Source organism: Hymenobacter sp. 5317J-9 (assembly GCF_022921075.1).
In the GTDB taxonomy this organism is placed as follows: domain Bacteria; phylum Bacteroidota; class Bacteroidia; order Cytophagales; family Hymenobacteraceae; genus Hymenobacter.
Window position 1 is genome coordinate 3,405,617 of the sequence record NZ_CP095050.1, and the last position, 20,074, is coordinate 3,425,690.

The 20,074-nt window shown below is 64.1% G+C and carries 11 protein-coding genes, 1 tRNA gene and 1 pseudogene; 7 read left to right on the forward strand and 6 right to left on the reverse strand.

Annotated features, from left to right (window positions below; all coding sequences use genetic code 11):
* Nucleotides 1-83: 83 nt before the first annotated feature.
* Both MUN81_RS14380 and MUN81_RS22825 read left to right on the forward strand, forming a co-directional pair.
* Entirely contained in the window at nt 84-1,538 is a 1,455-nt protein-coding gene (locus MUN81_RS14380; protein WP_245111438.1) for a sensor histidine kinase, read from the forward strand.
* A gap of 317 nt (nt 1,539-1,855) precedes the next feature.
* Nucleotides 1,856-7,129, forward strand: coding sequence for a CocE/NonD family hydrolase (locus MUN81_RS22825; RefSeq protein WP_348533138.1), 5,274 nt, complete (start codon nt 1,856-1,858; stop codon nt 7,127-7,129).
* A 71-nt stretch (nt 7,130-7,200) separates the two neighbouring features.
* On the opposite strand, the gene MUN81_RS14395 is transcribed toward MUN81_RS22825, so the two are convergent.
* Complete coding sequence (locus MUN81_RS14395; RefSeq protein WP_245111440.1) at nt 7,201-7,851, reverse strand: HAD family phosphatase; 651 nt, start codon at nt 7,849-7,851, stop codon at nt 7,201-7,203.
* Between the two features lie 126 nt (nt 7,852-7,977).
* Between MUN81_RS14395 and MUN81_RS14400 the strand changes: the two genes are divergently transcribed.
* Nucleotides 7,978-8,709: a hypothetical protein gene (locus MUN81_RS14400; RefSeq protein ID WP_245111442.1), complete on the forward strand. Its 732-nt coding sequence runs from the start codon at nt 7,978-7,980 to the stop codon at nt 8,707-8,709.
* 11 nt (nt 8,710-8,720) lie between these two features.
* Here MUN81_RS14400 and MUN81_RS14405 read toward each other — a convergent pair whose 3' ends face one another.
* Both MUN81_RS14405 and MUN81_RS14410 read right to left on the reverse strand, forming a co-directional pair.
* Complete coding sequence (locus tag MUN81_RS14405) at nt 8,721-10,862, reverse strand: PAS domain-containing protein (protein WP_245111444.1); 2,142 nt, start codon at nt 10,860-10,862, stop codon at nt 8,721-8,723.
* A 20-nt stretch (nt 10,863-10,882) separates the two neighbouring features.
* On the reverse strand, nt 10,883-11,047 hold the full coding sequence (locus MUN81_RS14410) for a hypothetical protein (protein WP_245111446.1): 165 nt from the start codon (nt 11,045-11,047) through the stop codon (nt 10,883-10,885).
* A 232-nt stretch (nt 11,048-11,279) separates the two neighbouring features.
* Between MUN81_RS14410 and MUN81_RS14415 the strand changes: the two genes are divergently transcribed.
* Nucleotides 11,280-12,080 (forward strand): carboxypeptidase-like regulatory domain-containing protein, encoded by an 801-nt coding sequence (locus tag MUN81_RS14415; protein ID WP_245111448.1) that lies wholly within the window; start codon nt 11,280-11,282, stop codon nt 12,078-12,080.
* Between the two features lie 88 nt (nt 12,081-12,168).
* Here the strand turns inward: MUN81_RS14415 and MUN81_RS14420 are convergent, their stop codons facing one another.
* The 3 genes and pseudogenes from MUN81_RS14420 to dinB form a co-directional block, all read right to left on the reverse strand.
* Nucleotides 12,169-12,705, reverse strand: coding sequence for a carboxy terminal-processing peptidase (locus MUN81_RS14420; protein ID WP_245117400.1), 537 nt, complete (start codon nt 12,703-12,705; stop codon nt 12,169-12,171).
* Nucleotides 12,685-14,351, reverse strand: a pseudogene (locus MUN81_RS14425) (S41 family peptidase); the annotation flags it as partial. The pseudogene MUN81_RS14425 and the gene MUN81_RS14420, both read right to left, overlap by 21 nt.
* A gap of 277 nt (nt 14,352-14,628) precedes the next feature.
* Nucleotides 14,629-15,708 carry a DNA polymerase IV gene (gene dinB, locus MUN81_RS14430; RefSeq protein ID WP_245111450.1) on the reverse strand — a complete coding sequence of 360 codons (1,080 nt, stop codon included), beginning with the start codon at nt 15,706-15,708 and terminating at the stop codon, nt 14,629-14,631.
* A 365-nt stretch (nt 15,709-16,073) separates the two neighbouring features.
* On the opposite strand from dinB, the gene MUN81_RS14435 reads away from it, so the two are divergent.
* The 3 genes from MUN81_RS14435 to MUN81_RS14445 all read left to right on the forward strand — a co-directional run bounded on the left by MUN81_RS14435 (nt 16,074) and on the right by MUN81_RS14445 (nt 20,044).
* Nucleotides 16,074-16,149: transfer RNA gene (locus MUN81_RS14435), tRNA-Asp, on the forward strand.
* Between the two features lie 168 nt (nt 16,150-16,317).
* Nucleotides 16,318-17,745, forward strand: coding sequence for a glycoside hydrolase family 30 beta sandwich domain-containing protein (locus MUN81_RS14440; RefSeq protein ID WP_245111452.1), 1,428 nt, complete (start codon nt 16,318-16,320; stop codon nt 17,743-17,745).
* Nucleotides 17,746-18,004: 259 nt separating this feature from the next.
* Nucleotides 18,005-20,044: a cellulase family glycosylhydrolase gene (locus MUN81_RS14445; RefSeq protein WP_245111454.1), complete on the forward strand. Its 2,040-nt coding sequence runs from the start codon at nt 18,005-18,007 to the stop codon at nt 20,042-20,044.
* Nucleotides 20,045-20,074: the final 30 nt, after the last annotated feature.

Here is a 20,074-nt window from a genome sequence, read left to right on the forward strand (position 1 = left end):
GCGCGGGCACGCAGGCCCTAGCTTCGCGCCCGGGTTGGCCGCCGCAGGATTGCGCGTTTTTTCCGGTTCCAGCTGCTTGTTTCATGTCCCTCAAACTTAAAATCCGCCTTAGTGTCTTCCTGTTGCTGCTGCTGCTGCTGGGGCTGGGCGGCTACGCCTTTCTCACCATCAGCTACCTCGAGCACGGGGCCCACGGCATTGAGCAGGCCGATTTCAACCTGGCCCGCTCCACGGTGCTGGCTTTTCTGCTGGCCGGCACGGCCGTGGGCATCACCATGATGGTGCGGCTGCCCCGCATTGTGGTGCGCCCGCTGCGGCGCCTCACCTCCGACGTGGAGCGCGTGGCTGGCCCCGGCCCCGCTACCCGCGTGGGCGTGGGCCGGCGCGACGAAGTGGGTTCCGTGGCCACCGCCGTGAACCGCGTGCTGAGCCAGGCCCAGAACGAGCGCCGCGCCACTCTGGCCGAGCTTTTCACGGAGCGCAACCGCATGGACAGCCTGGTACGCAGCCTGGATGAAGGCCTGCTGCTGCTCGACGAGCACCGCACCATCATCCTGGCCAACCCCGTGGCCTGCGACCTACTAGGCCTGCGCGAAGCCGAGCTGGAAGGAAAATCGGCCGACCAGCTGGCCGAAACCAACGAGCTGCTGCGCGAGCTGCTGGCCCCGCTGGCCGCCCACAACCTGGCCGGCGACGCCGAGCCCGACCCCGTGTTCACCTTCCCGCACAAGGGCGAGTCGCCGCACTATCAGCTCAGTATCAGCCCCATCGAAATGACCGACAGCACCACGGGCAAGCCAGTGCCCGGCGGCCACATTTTCTGCCTGCGCAACGTGTCCGACTTCAAGAAGCTCGACGAAGTGAAATCCGGCTTTCTGGCCACCATTTCGCACGAGCTCAAAACGCCGCTGGCCAGCATCAAGCTCAGCCTCATGCTGCTGCAAAACGAGCGCACCGACGCCACCGAGCGCCAGCGCCTGGCCACCGGCATTGGCGAGGAAACCCAGCGCCTGCTCAACATGGTGGGCCAGCTCATCGACGTGGCCCGCCTCGACGCCGGCGCGGGCATCAAGCTCGACGTGCAGCGCATGCGCCTGGCCGACGTCATCGGCTACGCCACCCAAACCGTGCACCCGCAACTCACCGACAAGCAGCTGCGGCTCGAGGTGCAGGTGGCCGACGCGCTGCCCGAGGTGCAGGGCGACGTGGAAAAAACCACCTGGGTGCTCATCAACCTGCTGTCCAACGCCATTCGGTATTCGCCCGCCGCGGCGCCGCTGGTGGTGCGCGTGATGCCCTGGGGCGAAATGGTGCGCGTGAGCGTGGAAGACTGCGGCCCCGGCATTCCGGCCGAGTACCACAAGCGCATTTTTCAGCGGTTTGCGGGCGTGCCGGGGCGCACCGCCACGGGCAGCAGTTCGGGGCTGGGGCTGAGTATATCCCGGGAGTTTATTAATGCGCAGGGCGGCGCGCTGTGGGTTGAAAGCCAGCCGAATAAAGGCAGTCGCTTTTTATTTACCCTACCTGCCACGGCTTAAAGACGCACAAAAAAAGTCATAAGCAGCGGCAGGCTGGCACAAGAAAGTCCTGGGTTAGGGGGGGGTGCCGGGGTTGCAAACTAGGTGGGCGTGGGCGTGGCGGCCGGTGCGCTGCAATGAAGCCGTTAAGCTAGAGGATTCCGGTGAAAGGGCCAAACGCGCTGGGGGAGCCAGAAGCAAACGGCCGGGACGAAATTTGTTGCTTCTTCGCGGACTAAAACGCCTTCGCAGCGCCGGTTTTCCCGTATTTGGGCTACTTTGGCCGAACTGTGCGCGGCCAGCCCACCGGCAACACCACAACTGCAAATTCGGCTCTTATGAAATCATTTCCCTTTCGGCGCGTGGTGGCGGCAGTGCTTCTGCTGGGCGTGCTGGGGGGAGTGGCGGCCGTGTGGCTGCTGGGCAGCGAGTACGGCCGCAGGCTGGTGGCCCAAAAAGTACGCCGGGCCCTCACGCACAATTCGGAACTGGTGCTGGAGCCGTTCAGGGTGGAGCTGTCGCCGTGGCGCGATTTTCCGCACCTCACGGCTTCCATTCAGCACATTGCCCTCACCGATACTTCCTACGGCCGCCGCATGCCCGTGCTGCGCATTGCCCGCGCCGACCTGCGCGTGGAGCTGCTGCGCCTGCTGCGCGGGCAACTGCAGGTGAAGCGCCTGGCCGTGACCGACGTGGACTTCCGGGAGCGGGTCGACTCGCTGGGCCGGTCCTGGGGGCTGCGCGGCAAGCGGCGCCGCGGCACCGGCAGGCCCCCGCTGGTGAACCTGCAGCTGGACGAACTGCTGGTGTCGAATTTCCGCTTCAGCGCCCAAAATGGTTACCTGCGCACGGCCTTTGGCGCCCAGGTCGATGCGGCCCACCTGTCGGCCCGGCTGCAGGGCGGTGTGCTGCACGTGGCCGGCACCCTCGACGGGCAGCTGAGCTACCTGCGCACCCGGGCCGGCACCTTGTTTGAGCGCGAGCCGGTGCACGCCGCCGTGCACTACCGCTACGCCTTCGCCAACCGCCAGGGCCTGCTCTACCGCACCCGCGCCACCCTCAACGGCGACACCATTCGGGTGAGCGGCACCCACACCGTGGCCCCCGACCACCCCGAAGGTGCCCTCCTGAACCTGCGCTTCGTGGGCAACCAGCCCCTCACCGATGTGCTGCACGCGGCCCTGCCCCCGCGCCTGGAGCCCTACCTGGCCGGCGCCACCAGCCCCAGCAAGGCCCACATCCACTACACCATCTCGGGGCTGAGCGGGCCCAAAGTGACGCCGCACAACGTACTGACCTTCGGCCTGCGGGCGGCAAGCCTGAAATGGCCCGGCGAGGGGCGCCACATCACCCGCTGGGACCTGGCCGGCACCCTCGACAACGGCCCTCGCCACAACGTGCGCTCCCAGGTGCTCACCCTGAAGCGCTGCCGGATTTACTCCCGCGCCGGCCGCCTCGACGTGGCCATGACCTTGCGCGATTTCAAGCGGCCGTTTGTGAACGGGCGTTTCCGGGGCCGCACCGAGCTGCCGGAACTGGCCGCGGTGGTGTCGCCGGGCCGCTGGCAGGCCCGCGCCGGTGTGGCCGACCTCGACGTGCAGGTGCGCGGCCTGCTGCCCCCGCCGCCCGGCCGCCCCGAGCAAGGACCGCGCAAAAACATGTCGCTGCGTGGCACCGTGACTCTCTCCCAGGCTTCTTTTTTGCTGCCGGTGCGGGGCGCCGACCTCTCGGGCTTCGACGTGAAAGTGGGCCTGCGCGACAGCCTGTGGCAGCTTTCCAACGCCACGGGCGTGCTCAATGGCATGCGTTTTCGGGCCTCGGCCACCACCGTGTACCTGCTCGATTACCTCACCGGACAGCACCCCACGGCCAGCATCAAGGGTTCGTTTGCGGTGGATGAGCTGCGCGTGGCCAGCCTGCGCACGCTGCTGCGGCCGGTGCCGCGGGCGGCGGGGCCGGCCTTTGCGCCCACCAGCCAGCCCAAGCCGCGCCGCGCACCGCGCAACCGCGCCCAGCTGGCCGCCACGCTGGGCAGCCAGCTGATTCCGCCGGGCCTGCTGCTGGACGCCAGCCTGCGCTGCCAGCGCCTGCTGCTGGCTTCCGACACCCTCTACGACCTGGCCGTGACCGTGCGCCACGACGGCCAGCAGGTGCAGCTGCAGCACTTAGCCGGCCGGGTGTGGGGCGGCGAGGTGCGCGGCAACGTGCACTGGCCCACCGACCCCGACAACCGCGTGGCGCCCGTGGAATACGAGCTGGGCGTGCACTTCGCCACTCTGAATTACCGGCAGTTTGTGGAACGCTTCACCCGGCCGGAGCCGCCCGCGGCCACCCGCGCCGGCCGCCCGGGCAAAGCCGCGGGCGCGGCCGTGCCGGCCCTGCGCGACCTGCTGCTGGCCGCCAACGGCCGCCTTACCCTCGACATCGACCACGTGCAGCTGCCCGAAGAGGAAAGCCTGGGCAGCGTGAACCTGAAGCTGGAAAAAACGGGCTCGCTGCTGCGCCTGCCCTACCTGCGCTTCCGCACGCCCGAGGGCGGCCGGGGCGAGGCCACTGCCACGGCGCAGGTGGAAAACCTGCGCCTGCTGGCCGCCGACGCCGACCTGACCCTGCGCTACGCCACCCTCGACGTGACGCGTTTGCTGGGGCTTATTGCCAACCTCACCACTCCGGCCGACACCGTGTTTACGGCCCAAACCCTGGCGCGGGCCGAGCGCCGGGCCGAGCGCCGCGCCCAGCGAGCCGAATCGAAGGTGAACCGCTCGCTGCTCTCGAACGGGGTGCTGAGCGCAGTGCTGCACGTGGAAGCCGACCGGGTGAACTACGCCGCCATCAGCGGGGGGAAATTCCGGCTCTTGGCCCACCTGCTTGAAGGCCAGGCCCGGCTGGACGAATGCTCGGTGGAGGCGCTGGACGGCCGCATCAGCCTGAGCGGCTCGATGCGCAGCACCGCCAACCGCGCCCACCACCCCACGCAGCTGCAAATGCGCCTACAGGACGTGGCCCTGCCGGCCCTTTTCTCCACCATCACAAGCATGGGCCTCAATGTGTTGGGCGGCGACAATGTGCGGGGCAGCCTGCGGGGCGTGGCCGACATCCGCACCGACCTGAACGCGCGGTTTCTGCCCAACCTCTCCAGCACCGACGGCTACCTCAAAACCGACATCAAAGGCCTGGAGCTGCTGAACGTGGAGGTGCTGATGGAGGCGCTGAAATTCATGAAGGCTGAGCGCACCGGCCATCTGTTCTTCGAGCCCGTGAGCAGCGAGTTTTTGCTGACCCAGGGCCAGCTCATCATTCCGGGCCTGCGGCTGAACAGCAACCTGAGCAACCTCGAAATCAGCGGGCACTACGGGCTGGAGGGCGCCACCAACCTGTTTATCGGCCTGAAACCGCTGCAGGCGCTGTTTGGCAACAACGACAAGCGGGTGGAGCGCATTCAGAACGGGGAGCCGGGCAGCCAGACCAACAACGGCAAGCTCACCTACGTGAACCTGCGCCGCACCGCCCCAAAGAGAAATACAAAGTCCGCCTGTTTCAGCGCGACGAGCAGCGCGAGGCCATGGCCCGCCTACGCCAGCAGTACCGCGACTACCTCATCAGCCAGCGCCTCGATACCACGGTGCGGCTGCTGCGCTGACGTTCTTTTGCATCTCCAATCACCTTTTGCGACTTCGCCCCTCCCTTTCCTGATGCTTCGCCCCTACTTCACTCTTGCCCTGCTGGCGGCCCTTTGCGCCGCCGCCCCGGCCGCTCACGCTCAAACCCGGGCGCAGGATTCCACCTTCGTGCGGCAGAACTACACCAAGCTCGACCGCCAGATTGTGATGCGCGACGGGGTGAAGCTCTACACCACCATCTACGTACCCAAAGACGCGTCGGCGGCCATGCCCTACCCTTTTTTCCTGATGCGCACGCCCTACTCGGCCGGGCCGTATGGCGAAGACAAGTACCCGACGCGCGGCCCGGGCCCCAGCCGGGAGCTGTCGCGGGAGAAGTACATTTTTGTGCACCAGGACGTGCGCGGGCGCTACATGAGCGAGGGCCAGTTTGAGGAGATGACGCCGGCGCTGACCGCCGCCGCGGCTGCCAACCCCAAAGCCCACGACGAAAGCACCGACACCTACGACACCATTGAGTGGCTGCTTCAGCACGTGCCCGGCAACAACGGCCGCGTGGGCATGTCGGGCATCAGCTACCCCGGCTTCTACGCCACGGCGGCGCTGCCCAACGCCCACCCGGCGCTCAAAGCCGTGTCGCCGCAAGCCCCGGTCACGGACGAGTTTATGGGCGACGACGCGCGGCACAAGGGCGCGTTTTTCCTGCTCGACAACTTCGATTTCACGAATTATTTCGACGTGCCGCGGCCCCAGCCCGTGGCCCGCTACGAGCAGCTGTTCGCCTTTGAGCCCAAGGATGCCTACAAGTTTTTCCTCGACCTCGGCCCCGTCAAAAACGCCAACGGCCCGCAGTATTTCAACAACCGGGCCCGCATCTGGAACGAGTACCAGCAGCACGAAACCTACGACGCCTACTGGCAGGCGCGCAACATCCGCACGGCCCTCACGGGCGTGAAGCCGGCCGTGCTGGTGGTGGGCGGCTGGTTTGATGCCGAAGACCTGTTCGGCGCCCTGAATACTTACAAAGCCATTGAAAAGCAAAACCCCGGCGCCACCAACCGCCTCGTGATGGGCCCCTGGACCCACGGCGCCTGGGCCCGCCCTGACTGGAGCAAATTCGGCCCACTAAATTTCGGCTCGAACACCGCCCAAACCTATCGCGAGACGCTGGAAACGCCGTTTTTCAATTTTTATTTGAAAGACAAAGGCACCTTCAACCCGGCCGAGGCGACGGTGTTTAACACGGGCACGAACGAGTGGAAAACGTATGCGGCTTGGCCGCCGGCTGCCACGATAACTCGTTCCGTCTTCTTCCAAGAAAATAGTCAATTGGCTATAGTAGACCCTCAAGCGAAAAATGAAGGCCCAATGGGACTAAAGTCGGTGCCGCCTTATGTCAAGAATACTGCGGTCAGCAACAATGTCAGAATCCCATTTCAATACACGAGCGACCCGGCCAATCCCGTGCCCTACACCGACGGGGTGCGCGGCAGCCGCAACAATGAGTACATGATAGAGGACCAGCGCTTCGCCGCCAAGCGGCCCGATGTGCTGACTTTTCGCACCGAAACATTGCCCAACGACCTCACCCTGGCCGGCCCCATCAACGCCGACTTGTGGGTGAGCACCTCCGGCACCGACGCCGATTTCATCGTGAAAGTCATCGACGAGCTGCCCGACGGCACCCAGCGCCTCGTGCGCGCCGAGGTGATGCGCGGCCGCTTCCGCAACAGCTTTTCCAAGCCCGAGGCCTTCAAGCCCAACCAGCCTACGGAGGTAAAATACGAGCTGCCCGACGTGCTCCACACCTTTCAGAAAGGCCACCGGCTGGCGGTGCAGGTGCAAAGCACCTGGTTCCCACTGGTAGACCGCAACCCGCAAACCTTTGTGCCCATCGCCACGGCCGAGGCCAAGGATTTTCAGAAAGCCACCATCCGGCTGTACCACGACGCGCAGCATCCGTCGGCGCTGCGGGTGCCGGTGCTGCCGTAGCGTTCCGTACCGCCAAGCTGTGCTTGGCCCTCGTATTGCCGAAGCCAAGCACAGCTTGGCGGTACGGAACGCTACACCAGCCCCCGCATGAAGGCATCCGTGAAATCGGGTGCGAAGTGCCGCACGTTGGGCAGCTGGGCAAATTCTTCGGCGTCGTGCGTGGTGGTGAGCACTACGGCAGGCATGCCGGCATTCAGGGCGGCCTCGGCGCCTTTGGGCACGTCTTCGAACACGAGGCAGTCGGCAGGCGCTACGCCGAGCTGGGCGGCGGCTTTGAGGAAGGTTTCGGGGTGGGGCTTGCTCAGCGTCACGTCGTCGGCGCTCACGATGGCGCGGAAGTAGTGCCGGATGTGCAGGTTATCGAGCACAAAATTGATGTTGAATGGGATGGCCGCCGAGCCAATGGCCATGGGAATGCCTTTCTGATGGGCCGCTTCCAGAAACTCGGCCAGGCCGGGCAGCAGGGCCAGGCTGGGCAGGTACTCCTGCTGGTAGCGGCGCTCTTTTTCCAGCGAAAGGCGGTCCATTTCCGCGGCCGTGAAGCGGTCGGGGCCGAACACGCGCACCAGCACTTCCTGGTTTTTGCCGTACATCTGGGGCTTCACTTCTTCGTGGGTGAAGCTGCCGCCCAGGTCGTGGTTGAAAAGGTGGCGCCAGGCGCGGGTATGGAAATCCATGTCGTGAATCATGGTCCCGTTGAGGTCGAAAATAAAGGCTTTCATGCGAAGCATTAAGGGCTAAACAAGCCGCAAAGGTCGGGCAGGCGGCTGCTTCATACCAGCCCGAAACAACTCGCGTTTGAGCAACCTGCTTCGGCGGCTGCCCGGCGGCCTACACTTTACGCGTACATGAAACTCCTGAAAAACGGCATTTTGCTTGGGCTGCTCATCAGCCCGCTCGCCTGCACTACCCAGTCAACGCCGCAGGTGCACGCTGTGCTGCGAGCGGCCCCGTCCGGCAATCAGTACGCGGTGCTCACGCCTCATCATCTGGCAATTGAGGTAACAACCCGGCGGCCGGCCCCGGAAGACGGCCGCTACCTGTTGAGCGTGGCCGCGGCCTACACCGACCTCGAAACCGACCAGCCGCTCGACCTGCTGGTGTGCCAGGGCCAGGCGCTGCAAACCATCGCCAGGGGCTACCTGGATGGCATGTTGCGCATCGTCGGCGACAGCCTCAGCATTTCTTCCGTTCCGCAAGGCCAGTCTCCTACCCCCGCGCAGTTGGCCAACGTCCAACGCCAACACGGCACGCTGCTGCTCCAGGAATTGCTGGTGCTGAATGGCCGCAACGTGCGGGCCCCGGGCGGCAGCGTGTTTCAGCGGCGGGCCTTGGTCGAATGGCCTCGCCACGAATTTGCGGTGGTCGAAAGCACCGATGAGCTCACCATGCAGCAATTCGCCGCCGACCTGGTGAGCCTGGGGGCCCGCAACGCCCTGTACCTCGACATGGGCGGCTGGGACGAGGGCTGGTACAAGCCCGGTGGCTGGTATCAGGCGGATGTGGTCCGGCTGGGCAGGCGGCGCACCGACACGGCCCGCCAATCGAACTGGCTGGTGTTTGCCAAGCCGGCCCGGTAGCCGGCACCGCCTCACAAATACAGCCGGAACGTGGTGCCCACCCCCACTTCGCTTTCTACCTCTACCCGGCCGCCGTTGCTTTGCACAATGCGGTTGACGAGGTACAAGCCCACGCCGGTGCCCTCGGTGTGGTCGTGGAAGCGCCGGAACAGGTGAAACAGCTCGTCGCGGTGGCGCTGCGCGTCGAAGCCCAGGCCGTTGTCTTCCAGCAGCAGCACCGGCCGGCCGTTTTCGAGCCAGAGCGAGATGTGCACGCGGCAGGGCCGGGTGGGGTCGTTGTATTTCAGCGAGTTGCTGAGCAAGTTGGCCAGCAGGGTGCGCAGGTTGGCGCGGGCGTAGGAAATGGTGGGGCGGGCCGCAAAATCAGTGGTGATGCGGGCGCGGGCGGCCAGCACCTGCGGCTGCAGCGTCTGTAGCACCTCTTGGGTGATTTCTTCCAGGTCCACGGTTTCGGCGGGCAGTTCGGGCAGGCGCTGGGCCTGGCCCACGGCCGCAAGGTCGTCGATGGTGGTGGCGAGCTGGTACAGGGCTTCCTCCACCATGGGCACGAGCAGGTCGGCCTCGTCGGCGTCGGCAAAGGTGGCGGCGTGGCGCAGCTCGTCGAACAAGCCCGCGAGGTTGTTGACGGGCTGCTTGAGGTCGTGCGAGGCCACGTACACGAAGTTGTCGAGGTCCTGATTGGTGCGGATAAGTTGGGCGTTGGCAGCAGCCAGCTCGTCGTTGCGGGCGCTCACGGCCTGGTTGGCCGCGCTCAGCTCGTCGTTGACGCGGGCCATGTGTTGGCGGGCCAGCACCTGCTCCGTCACTTCAAAGCCAAACACCAGGATGCCGTCCACCTGCCCGTCTTCGCCGAAGCGGGCCTGCTGAATGAAGTTGAAGTACCGGTCTTCCAGCACGCCGTCGCCGGGCCGGGCAAAGGGCACCAGCATGGCGTACTCCTCGTTGGCCACGCCCGTTTCGTACACCCGCCGAAAGTCGCGGTACACTTCGTGCCCGGCAATCTCGGGCAGCGCCGCGAGCAGTGGCCGGCCCAGCAGTTCCCGCCCGGGAAACAGGTTGCGGTAAGCGGGGTTTGCCAGCTCGTACACCAGCTCGGGACCGTCGAGGATGCAGATGGCGGCCGGCGCCTGCATAAACAGCCGCTCCAACTGCATGCGCTGGCGCTCGGCCTCGGCTTGGGCCCGCAGCAGCTTCTCGGTGCGTTCGGCCACGCGGGCCTCCAGCTCCTGATTCAGCTCGTGCAGCGTGAGCTGGGCGATATACAGGTCGTTGTTGCTGGCCTTGATTTCTTCGTTGGCGGCCTGCAGCTCTTCATTGGCGGCGGCCAGCTCCTGATTCAGCTCGTGCAGCGTGAGCTGGGCGATATACAGGTCGTTGTTGCTGGCCTTGATTTCTTCGTTGGCGGCCTGCAGCTCTTCATTGGCGGCGGCCAGCTCCTCGTTGGCAGCGGTGGCCCGAAGCGCGTTTTGCAGGGACTGCTGCCGCGCTTCCACGTGCGCCGTCACGTCGTAGGCAAACACGAGCAGGCCCGATACTTCGCCCGCCGTGTCGCGCGTGGCTTGGTAGATGTAGTTGAAATACACGGCTTCCAGCTGGCCTGTGTTGGTGCGGTCCAAATACGCCGGCTCTTCGGTGCCGTAGTGCGTTTCGCCGGTGCGGTACACCCGGTCGAGCTGCGCCAGGAACTTCTGGCTCTGCACCTCCGGCAGCGCCTCGCGCAGCGGCAGCCCCAGCAGCGGCCGGCCGCCAAACAGCTGGCCAAACGGCGGGTTGGCCATGGTGAACACGTGGGCCGGCCCCGCGGTGCGGGCCATGCAGGCCGGCGCCTGCATAAACAGGTCGTGCAATTGCTGGCGCTGCTGCTCGGCCTCGGCCCGGGCGGCACGCTCGCGGGCCTGGCTCTCGCGCAGGGCCAGCTCCACGGCCGTGCGGCTGTGCTGGGCCGTGTCGTCGAAGCTCACCAGCAGCCCTTCGCCCACCCGCCAGGCCGACAGCCGGAAGTAGTTGTCGAGCCCGTCGCCCTGGTAGTTGACCTCCATCTGCGCAGGGCGCCCCGTTTCGATGGCCTCGCAGTGAAACGCAAACACGCCCGTTTCCACTGTGTGCGGGTAGTGCTGCAGGTAGGTGCCCGCCGGGCGCGCCGGCTGTTGCAAAATGCGCTGGGCGGCCGGGTTCAGCAGCTCAATGGTAAGGTCAATAATCTGCCCATCGGCCCCCGAATGGGCCGGTACAACGCCACGCCTACCAGCGAACCCTCCAGCAGGCCGGCCAGCAGCTCATCGGCTGGAAAAGCGGTTTGCAGGTCAGGTGGCAGATTGGGCAGGGCGGGAATGGGCATACCACGAAAGTACACAGAGTGGGAAAAGGCAAATTGCATACGCAAAATCCGCCTTTGCAATCGTTCAAAGTTGAGTTTACAACAACTTATCCTACCCCACACCAGACCCTGCCGTTTAGCGGCAACCAAGTCTGTGCAAAGGCAGCTTCCGTAGCTAGTTGTTTGTCACCATATCAATTGCCAGATTCTTTCGTTATTTATCAGGCCTTCCACGCATCTATTTTCTCTCCTCATGCACAACCATTTGCAAGCGCTTTTCCTAATTGGCGCATTAGGTGCGACTCTTTTGTGCGGCGCTTGTTCCGATGCCGGCAAGAACCTGCCGCAGCCTTCGGCGCCCGCAGCCACGCCCGCAGCTGTGCCGTCCATAACCGGCCGTATTCAGCCGGCAGATGCCTTGCTCTCGGTTCAGTTAGTCGATAACAAAACCCACCAAACCATTACCAGCGCCAAAGTAGATGGCACCACGGGGAATTACCAATTCGACGCGTTACCAGTCGACACATACGAGTTGTCTTTCACAAACAAAAACTTCAATTACGTTCCGCCCCGTCAGCAAAGCGTGACGGTTACGGCGGGCAAAACCACGGTAGTCCCCACGATTTCAGTGGTGCGCGCCGCTGCCTTTTTCACGGCCAACAATGTCGCCTACTCCCCTCCTTTCATTGACATTTTCTTGAATTACGATGGAATTAGGGTTGCCAACCCGCAATGTGTTTCAATTGCGCTGAGCGATGCCATCATCCAGATGCCACCGTCGCCGGCTACCTACGTGCTTCATTTGAATATGCCCTGGGCAATAACGGTGGGGACTTACCCGCTAAATGGGGCCTTGACCTATGCCATCTTCAAGGGGTCTGGCTCGGGAATTTTCGACTCCCGCCTATCGGGCGGCACACTCACCATCACCCAGGTCAATAACAAGCCGCCATTTCCGCGCTCTATATCGGGCACGTTTAGTTTCACCGGCATTTCCGCGTCGAGCGGTACCAGTAAATCCCTCGACGGCACCTTCAGCAACGTCTATTACTGAATTTAGAAGGCAGTGTATTTTCCACATGTGAAAACGCCCCCGTCGCTCAGCAGCAACGGGGGCGTTTTCACATGTCGTCAGCTGGCTGCTACTTCAGCTCGTCGCCAATCACGGCCACGGCTTCGGCAAGGGCCGCGTCTTTGCGCAGCGGCTTCAGGAAGCGGGTGGTGCGCTTGGCCACCACCGAGTCGGTTTTGGCCAGGGTAGCATCGGGGGCGGGCAGGGCAATGTCGAGGGTGGGCAGGGCATTTTGGGCCGTGGTCTGCAGCTTATTGGCATCGCGGGCTTGTTGCTGGACGGTGCGGTATGCCGCCAGGTTCAGCGACAGGTTGGTTTGCTTGCGGCGCTCGGTGGCCCGCTGGGCGGCCTCGGTGATGAGGCGGAAGCCGGGGCTGGCGGCCACGCGGGCGGCGCTGGCGGCCTTCAGCTTATCCAGGGCCGGAAGCGAGTTGGTGGGCTGATACGTAGCGGGCGCAATCTCGTCCCACTGCAACGGGTATTCGGCCTCCTTCTCGCCCTTGGCATAGGAGCTCAGCGCGTCGGGTACGGTTATGTCGGGCGTCACGCCCTTAAACTGGGTCGAGCCGCCATTCACGCGGTAAAACTTCTGAATGGTGAGCTTCACCGAGCCCAGCGGCTTGAGGGCCGCCACTTCCGGCGACACGGCATTGTCCAAGTCGAACACTTGCTGCACCGTGCCTTTGCCGTAGGTGGGGTTGCCCAGCACCACGGCGCGCTTGTAGTCCTGCATGGCCGCCGCCAGAATCTCGGAGGCCGAGGCGCTGTACTTGTTCACCAGCACCACCAGCGGGCCGCCGTACTGCACCGTGGGGTCTTCGTCGGCCACGGGCTGGGGCTTGCCGCGGTTGGTTTTCACCTGCACCATGGGCCGCTGGGCACAAACAGGCCGCCCATGTCCACGGCGTCGCGCAGGGAGCCGCCGCCGTTGTAGCGCAGGTCGAGCACCACGCCGGCAACGTTTTCCTTGCTCAGCTTGGCCAGCTCGTTTTTCACGTCGGCGGCGCTGCTGCGGCCGCCCTTGCCGCTGAAATCGGCGTAGAACGTGGGCAGGTGGATGTAGCCGTAGTTCTTGCCGTTTTGCTTGATGACGGCCGACTGGGCGTAGGTTTCCTCAATCACCACCACGTCGCGAATGATGGGAATGACCACCGTGGCGCCGTCGGGCTTGCGCACCGTGAGGCGCACTTCCGTGCCCTTGGGCCCGCGAATGAGCTTCACGGCTTTGTCGAACTTCATGCCCTCCACGCTCACCGGCTCGCCGGCGCCCTGGGCCACGCGCAAAATCACGTCGCCCACCTTGAGCTCGCCCTGCCGGGCCGAAGCCGAGCCGGCCACGATGTCGGTCACCTTCAGGTGGCCGTCTTCGGCCTGCAGCAGCGCACCGGTGCCTTCCAGGCGCCCCGACATGGTGATGTCGAAGTTTTCGCGCACGATGGGGGCAAAATAGTCCGTGTGCGGGTCGTAGGTATTGGCAATGACGTTAGCAAACTCGGCCAGCCGGTCGTTGGCGTCGGTTTTCAGCTTGTCGTCGAAGTACTCGTCGTAGTATTTCAGCACGCGCTTGCGGGCCTCGGCTTCCAGCTCCACGGCCGAGCGGGGCCGGCCGGAGGTGGTGGACGCCGCGGCGCCGGCTTTGGTGGCGGCCAAGGGCTTGTCCTTTTTGCGGGCCTCCTCGTCCATCAGCTCCGAGAGCTGGGCCAGGGTCTGGTACTTAATCAGCTTGCGCCACTGCTCGCGCTGGGCGGCGGGGGTGGCGGCGTAGGTGGCCTTGGCGGGGTCCGACTCCCAGGTTTCCTGCGCCGTGAAGTCGAACGGCTTGGCCAGCAGTTGGCGGTACAAGGTCTGAATTTCGAGGGTGCGCTTGCTCAGCAGCTGGCTGGTGGCGTCCAGAAACTCGTGGGTGCCGCCGCGCAGCTCGTCGTCGATTTTGGTTTGGTACTGGCGCAGGGCGGCCACTTCCGGGGCCAGCAGAAACTGCTTATTCACGTCGACGCGCTTGAGGTAGAGGTCGAACACGCGCTGCGAAAACTGGTCGTCAATCTTCTCGGGCTGAAAGTGCAGCTGCGACAGGCCCTGCAGCATCACGCCGAGCACCACTTGGTCGCGCGGCGGCGTGCCCTGATACACCGAGAAAGACGCCAGCCCCAGCAGGGCCAGCACCGAAGTGGAATACACTCCAAGCTTAAAACGAGAAAAATTCATGCGAGGAAGATGATTAAAAGTCGAATCGGGTTGCCCGGGCCGCCCCATGGGCGGCCCTGAGTGGAAAACAGGGCCAGAACCTTGCCAGTATTAGCAAGGCGGCACAGTTAAAGTCGGCAAGGTATCGATTGGGTTGCGGAAAAAGGCATCTCATCGGGTAGAATCCGAGGCTATATTTTCTACTACAGTTTTTCCAGGCTTTTAAGTCAATTTTCGGGCTGAATGCAGAAGAAAAAGGGGGCAGCGGTTAGCTGTCAGATGATGTACGCTACTTGTCAGTATGGCGTGCGCCGCCTGCCCATCTCCCCTACTGCCTTCTTCCTACTCAAAAGCTCAGCGTGAGCTGGCGTCCGGCTGCCGGCTGGCCCGTGTTTAGGTTCGAAAGCGTGACGCCGAGCAGCCGCACGCCCTTGGGCAGCGGGAACAGCCCTTCCACCAGCTCGCGGCAGATGCGCTCCAGCACGCCTTGATTGGGGATGGGCCCCACGGCGCTGCGGCTGCGCGTAATTTGCTGGAAGTCGGCAAACTTCACCTTCACCGTGACCGTGCGCCCCAGAATGCCCGAGCGCTGGCAGTACTCCCACACCTCCTCAATGGAAGGGCGCAGGCCGTCGAGCAGGTCGGCAAAGGCAGTGAGGTCGTGCGCGAACGTGGTTTCGGAGCCCACCGACTTGCGCAGGCGGTCGGCCTCCACCGGGCGGTGGTCCTCGGCGCGGGCAATGGCGTGGTAGTAGCGCCCGGCCTTGCCAAAGTGCTGGTGCAGAAACTCCAGCGGCTGCGCCCGCAAATCGGCCCCCGTGAAAATGCCCAGCTGGTTCATCCGGGCCGCCGTGACCGGCCCCACGCCGTGGAACTGCCCCACCGCCAGCCCTTCCACAAAGGCCAGCCCCTGCTCGGGGCGCACCACAAACTGGCCATTGGGCTTGCGGTAGTCGGAGGCCAGCTTGGCCAGAAACTTATTGTAAGAAATGCCCGCCGAGGCCGTGAGCTGGGTTTCGGCCAGTATTTTGGCCCGGATTTCGCGCGCAATCTGGGTGGCCGAATCCAGCTGCTTGAGGTTGTGCGTCACGTCGAGGTAGGCCTCGTCGAGCGACACGGGCTCGATGAGCGGCGTGTACTCGGCAAAAATGGCCCGAATCTGCCGCGACACTTCTTTGTACACGGCAAAGCGGGGCGGCACAAACAGCAGCCCGGGGCACTTGCGCAGGGCCGTGACCGACGGCATGGCCGAGCGCACCCCAAACTGGCGGGCCTCGTAGCTGGCCGCCGCTACCACGCCCCGCTCGCGGGCGCCGCCCACCGCCACGGGCTTGCCGCGCAGCTCGGGGTGGTCGCGCTGCTCCACCGAAGCATAAAAGGCATCCATGTCGAGGTGGATGATTTTGCGGGGGGAAACGAGACTCATCGACGGGCAGCTTTTCGGGCCCGCGAAGATACCGCCGACTCATGCGTGAACTCAGAGCCCGGGGTACGATTGGGCCACCACCTATTTTTTAGCGCTATTACCAGAAATTTTTTACTTTTTTAAACAATTATTTTTGGAAATTCGCTCTCATTCAAATTATACTTGTCCCCGGCTTCACCAAATCCGGAACAACAGGAGGCGGCGGACAACGAGTAGAGTTCTAAAGAAATAGCTGGCATCTGCTTGGTGGGAAGCGGCTGTGTTTCGCCCTCGTTTTTCATGCTCTGTTGATGCAAATGAAAATAAAATTTTGCTAACAACTTGTTTAACAAACAATTCCCTTTGTACCTTTGCATCATCAACACTGTGGGGTGGCGGAACTGGCAGACGCGCTAGCCTATCTCGCTAGTACAATTAGAGGTTCGAGTCCTCTCTTCACAGCAGAAATCCCGGTAGCAAAAAGCACCGGGATTCTTTGTTTTTGGCGGGTTGGTTGCTGGCCTTAGCCGCAGGAAATTCTCAGCCGATTTTCAGGCAGCGGCCGGGGGCTTTTAGACCGGCTCGGTACTTTCGCCTCTGCACCCGGTTCGGTCCTTTTCGATGCGCGTCATGTCCCTCTCCTCCTTGCGCTGGCTGCGGCTGGCCGCCGCCCTGCTCCCGCTCGCGGCCCAGACCCAGAAACCGGCGCGCCCCGCGCCCGCTGCCCCGGCCCCCGGCGTCACCCTCTGGCTGACTACACCGGACGAGTCGGTGCTGTTCAAGCCGCAGCCCGGCCGGCTGCTGTTTGCCAAAGCCCCGGTGCCGCAGCCGGTTATTGAGGTGAACGACGCGCAGGCTTTTCAATCCATCGACGGCTTTGGCTACACCCTCACCGGGGGCAGTGCGCAACTGCTGCACCAGATGGCCGCGCCCGAGCGCCAGAAGCTGCTTCGGGAGCTGTTTGCCACCGACGGGCCCAATATCGGCGTGAGCTACCTGCGCATCAGCATCGGCGCTTCCGACCTCGATGCCCGCGTGTTTTCTTACGACGATGCGCCCGACGGCCAACCCGACCCGGAACTGGCGCACTTTAGCCTGGCGCCCGACCGCGAGCACCTCATCCCGGTGCTGCGGGAGATTCTGGCCATCAGCCCGCGGCTAAAGCTGCTGGGGTCGCCGTGGTCGCCCCCGGCCTGGATGAAAACCAACGGCGCGTCGAAGGGCGGCAGCCTGAAGCCGGAGTTTTACGACGCCTACGCCCGCTACCTGGTGCGTTACCTGCAGGAGATGAAGGCCGCCGGCATTCGCCTCGACGCCATCACGGTGCAGAATGAGCCGCTGCACCCCGGCAACAACCCCAGCCTGCTGATGCCCGCCGACGAGCAGGCCGCCTTCATCAAGCGCAGCCTGGGGCCGGCGTTTCGGGCGGCTCGGCTCGGCACCAAAATCCTGGTGTACGACCACAACGCCGACCGGCCCGACTACCCGCTCACCATCCTCGACGACCCGGAGGCCGCGCAGTACGTCGATGGCTCGGCCTTTCACCTCTACGCCGGCCCCATCGAGGCCCTGAGCAAGGTGCACGCCGCGCACCCGGAAAAAAACGTGTACTTCACCGAACAGTGGATTGGGGCACCCGGCAAGTTTGCCGACGACCTGGCCTGGCACACCGGCACGCTCATCATCGGGGCCACGCGCAACTGGGCCCGCACCGTGCTGGAGTGGAACTTGGCCGCCGACCCGCAGCAAAACCCGCACACGCCCGGCGGCTGCACGCAATGCCTGGGCGCCCTCACGCTGGCCGGCAACGCCGTGACGCGCAACCCGGCCTACTACATTGTGGCCCACGCCAGCAAGTTTGTGCGGCCCGGCAGCGTGCGCGTGGCCTCGGCCGAGGTAGACGGCCTGCCCAACGTGGCTTTCCGCACGCCGGGCGGGCAGCACGTGCTCATCGTGCTCAATGCGGGTAAGACGCCCCGCACGTTCGGGCTCAGCCACCGGGGCCGGCAGGTAGCGGCCTCGCTGCCGGCCGGCGCGGTGGGCACCTACGTATGGTAGGGCACGGTTTGCATTTTTTTTGCGGCAGGCTACCAGAATTTTCGCGTGTTTTTTAACGAGTTTGGGAGGAGCCGGCAATGCGCGCTCACGGATAAGGCGGCGCGCATTACCGGCATCTCCGCGTGTGCTTTAAGTGTAATCGCCTGGTCGAAAAAGCCGCTTGGGGCCACGAGCAGCCCTTTTTGTTAGGATTTTTGAGCGCCGGAGATTTTACATTTGCTTGCCACAGTCCTTCTTTTCCAACTCAAATTCCCACCCGTTGAACAGCTGTCTCTCATTGCATTTCGCTGGCTGGCGCCTGATGAGCCTGCTGGCGCTGGCGCTGGCCCTGCCAGGCCTTTTGGCTCCGGCCAGCGCACAGAGCTTTCTGCACGCGGCGGGCCCGAAGATTGTGAACGCCGACAACCAGGAAGTGCTGCTCAACGGCGTGAACCTGGGCGGCTGGGCCTTGCAGGAAGGCTACATCGTGAAGCCGGGCTGGCCGGGCATCAACGGCCGCCAAACCCAGGGCACGGTGAAGAAGACGCTGTACGACCTGGGCATGAGCGACGCCGACGTGGAAGCGTTTTACCAGAGCTACCGCGACAACTTCATCACCCGGGCCGACATTGATTTTCTGGCTTCCAAGGGGTTCAACTGCGTGCGCCTGCCGCTGCACTACGACCTGTTTCTGACGCCCACGCAGCGCGCCATGCGCAACAGCGTGCTGCGCGGCACCACTTCCTACGCGGCCTACGTGAGCGCCCTCACGGGCTGGTACAACACCAACCAGCTGTTTGTGGACTCGGCCAACATGGAAGCCCTGCACCTGATTGACAACGTATTGGCCTGGTGCGCGGCCAACAACATGTACGTGGTGCTGGACCTGCACGCCACTCCCGGCTCGCAGGGCACCGACACCAACATTGCCGACGCCCTGCAGCCGCTGGACCTGTGGAACCAACCCATTTACCAGGACATCACCGCCCGGCTGTGGGGCACCATCGCGGCGCGCTACAAGAACGACGCCCGCGTGGCGATGTACGACCTCATCAACGAGCCCAACAACGTGCCGGGCAACCAGCAAATCCAGAGCTTGCTGCAGCGGCTGATAACGACGGTGCGGGCCGAGGGCGACAACCACCTGCTGCTGCTGGAGGGCAACGGTTTCGGCAACGATTTCAACCTGATGGAGAAGAGCACCTTCACCAATACGGCCAACCTGGTGTACAACTCGCACCGCTACAGCGGGCCCACGTATCTGCTCGACAACAACGTGGCCTCCGTGGACCTGGCCAACCCCAACAACCTGCGCACCATCGGCAACCTTACCCGCTTTCGGGCCGCGCAGAACGTGCCCATCTGGGTGGGCGAAACCGGTGAAAACACCGACGCCTGGATGCACGACGCGGCCCAAAGCCTCAACTCCGTGGGCATCGGCTGGTGCCACTGGACCTACAAACGCTTCGACGGCGGCAACAACGCGGCCCTGTTTCGCATTCCGCCGCCTTACATCGTGGACGGCGTGGCCGGCCTGCCGCAGGTGCTCAACAACATTCTATTTGGCAACGCCGTGCCCAACACCGCGCTCAACGCCCTGGCCCCGAACCAGAACGGCATCGTGAACTACCCCGGCGGCGGCAGCTACCACGGCCTGCTGGCGGCCCCGGTCGGCCGCATTGTCTGGCTGCAGGGCAACAACAACAAGTTCGTTTCGAGCGAAGGCGGCTTCCAGCCGATGACCTGCGCGCGCAGCTCGCGCGGGGCCTGGGAGCAGCTTACGATGGAGGCCGCTGGCGGTGGCAAAGTGGCCTTGCGCAGCACCACGGGCTACGTCTCGTCGGAAAACGGCACCCGGCCCGTCACCGTCAACCACCCCACGGCATCGGCGGCCGAGGCCTTTGACTGGGTGCTGAATCCGGACGGTACCGTGTCGCTGCGGGGCAACAACGGCGCCTACCTTTCGTCAGAAAACGGCACCGGGCCCATGACGTGCACGCGCACCAGCATTTCGGCCACCGAGAAATTCATTTTCGGCATTTCCGGCAGTGCGCCGCTGGCCGGCAAACGGGGAAAAAAAAACCGTAGCGCGTTTTACCCTAATCCCGTTGCCAACACCCTGACTTATGAGGTACCGGCCAGCGTGCCGTCGCACCGCGTCACGGTGTTCGACACGGCAGGCCGCGTGGTGCTGGCGGAAACCCACTTGACGCCGGTTTCGCAGAATATCCTCGACCTGTCAGGCCTGAAAAGTGGGCTTTACGTGGTGCGCATCGTCAGCCCGGGCTACACCTCCGAATTTAACATCAGCAAGCAATAGCCGCCGGTTGGCGCCTGGCATTCCTCCTGC

What these genes read in the sequence shown, in the direction of transcription:
- MUN81_RS14380 (WP_245111438.1), top strand. Translation starts at nt 84, where the DNA reads ATGTCCCTCAAACTTAAAATCCGCCTTAGTGTCTTCCTGTTGCTGCTG.
- MUN81_RS22825 (WP_348533138.1), top strand. Translation starts at nt 1,856, where the DNA reads ATGAAATCATTTCCCTTTCGGCGCGTGGTGGCGGCAGTGCTTCTGCTG.
- MUN81_RS14395 (WP_245111440.1), bottom strand. Translation starts at nt 7,851, where the DNA reads ATGAAAGCCTTTATTTTCGACCTCAACGGGACCATGATTCACGACATG.
- MUN81_RS14400 (WP_245111442.1), top strand. Translation starts at nt 7,978, where the DNA reads ATGAAACTCCTGAAAAACGGCATTTTGCTTGGGCTGCTCATCAGCCCG.
- MUN81_RS14410 (WP_245111446.1), bottom strand. Translation starts at nt 11,047, where the DNA reads ATGCCCATTCCCGCCCTGCCCAATCTGCCACCTGACCTGCAAACCGCT.
- MUN81_RS14415 (WP_245111448.1), top strand. Translation starts at nt 11,280, where the DNA reads ATGCACAACCATTTGCAAGCGCTTTTCCTAATTGGCGCATTAGGTGCG.
- dinB (WP_245111450.1), bottom strand. Translation starts at nt 15,708, where the DNA reads ATGAGTCTCGTTTCCCCCCGCAAAATCATCCACCTCGACATGGATGCC.
- MUN81_RS14440 (WP_245111452.1), top strand. Translation starts at nt 16,318, where the DNA reads ATGTCCCTCTCCTCCTTGCGCTGGCTGCGGCTGGCCGCCGCCCTGCTC.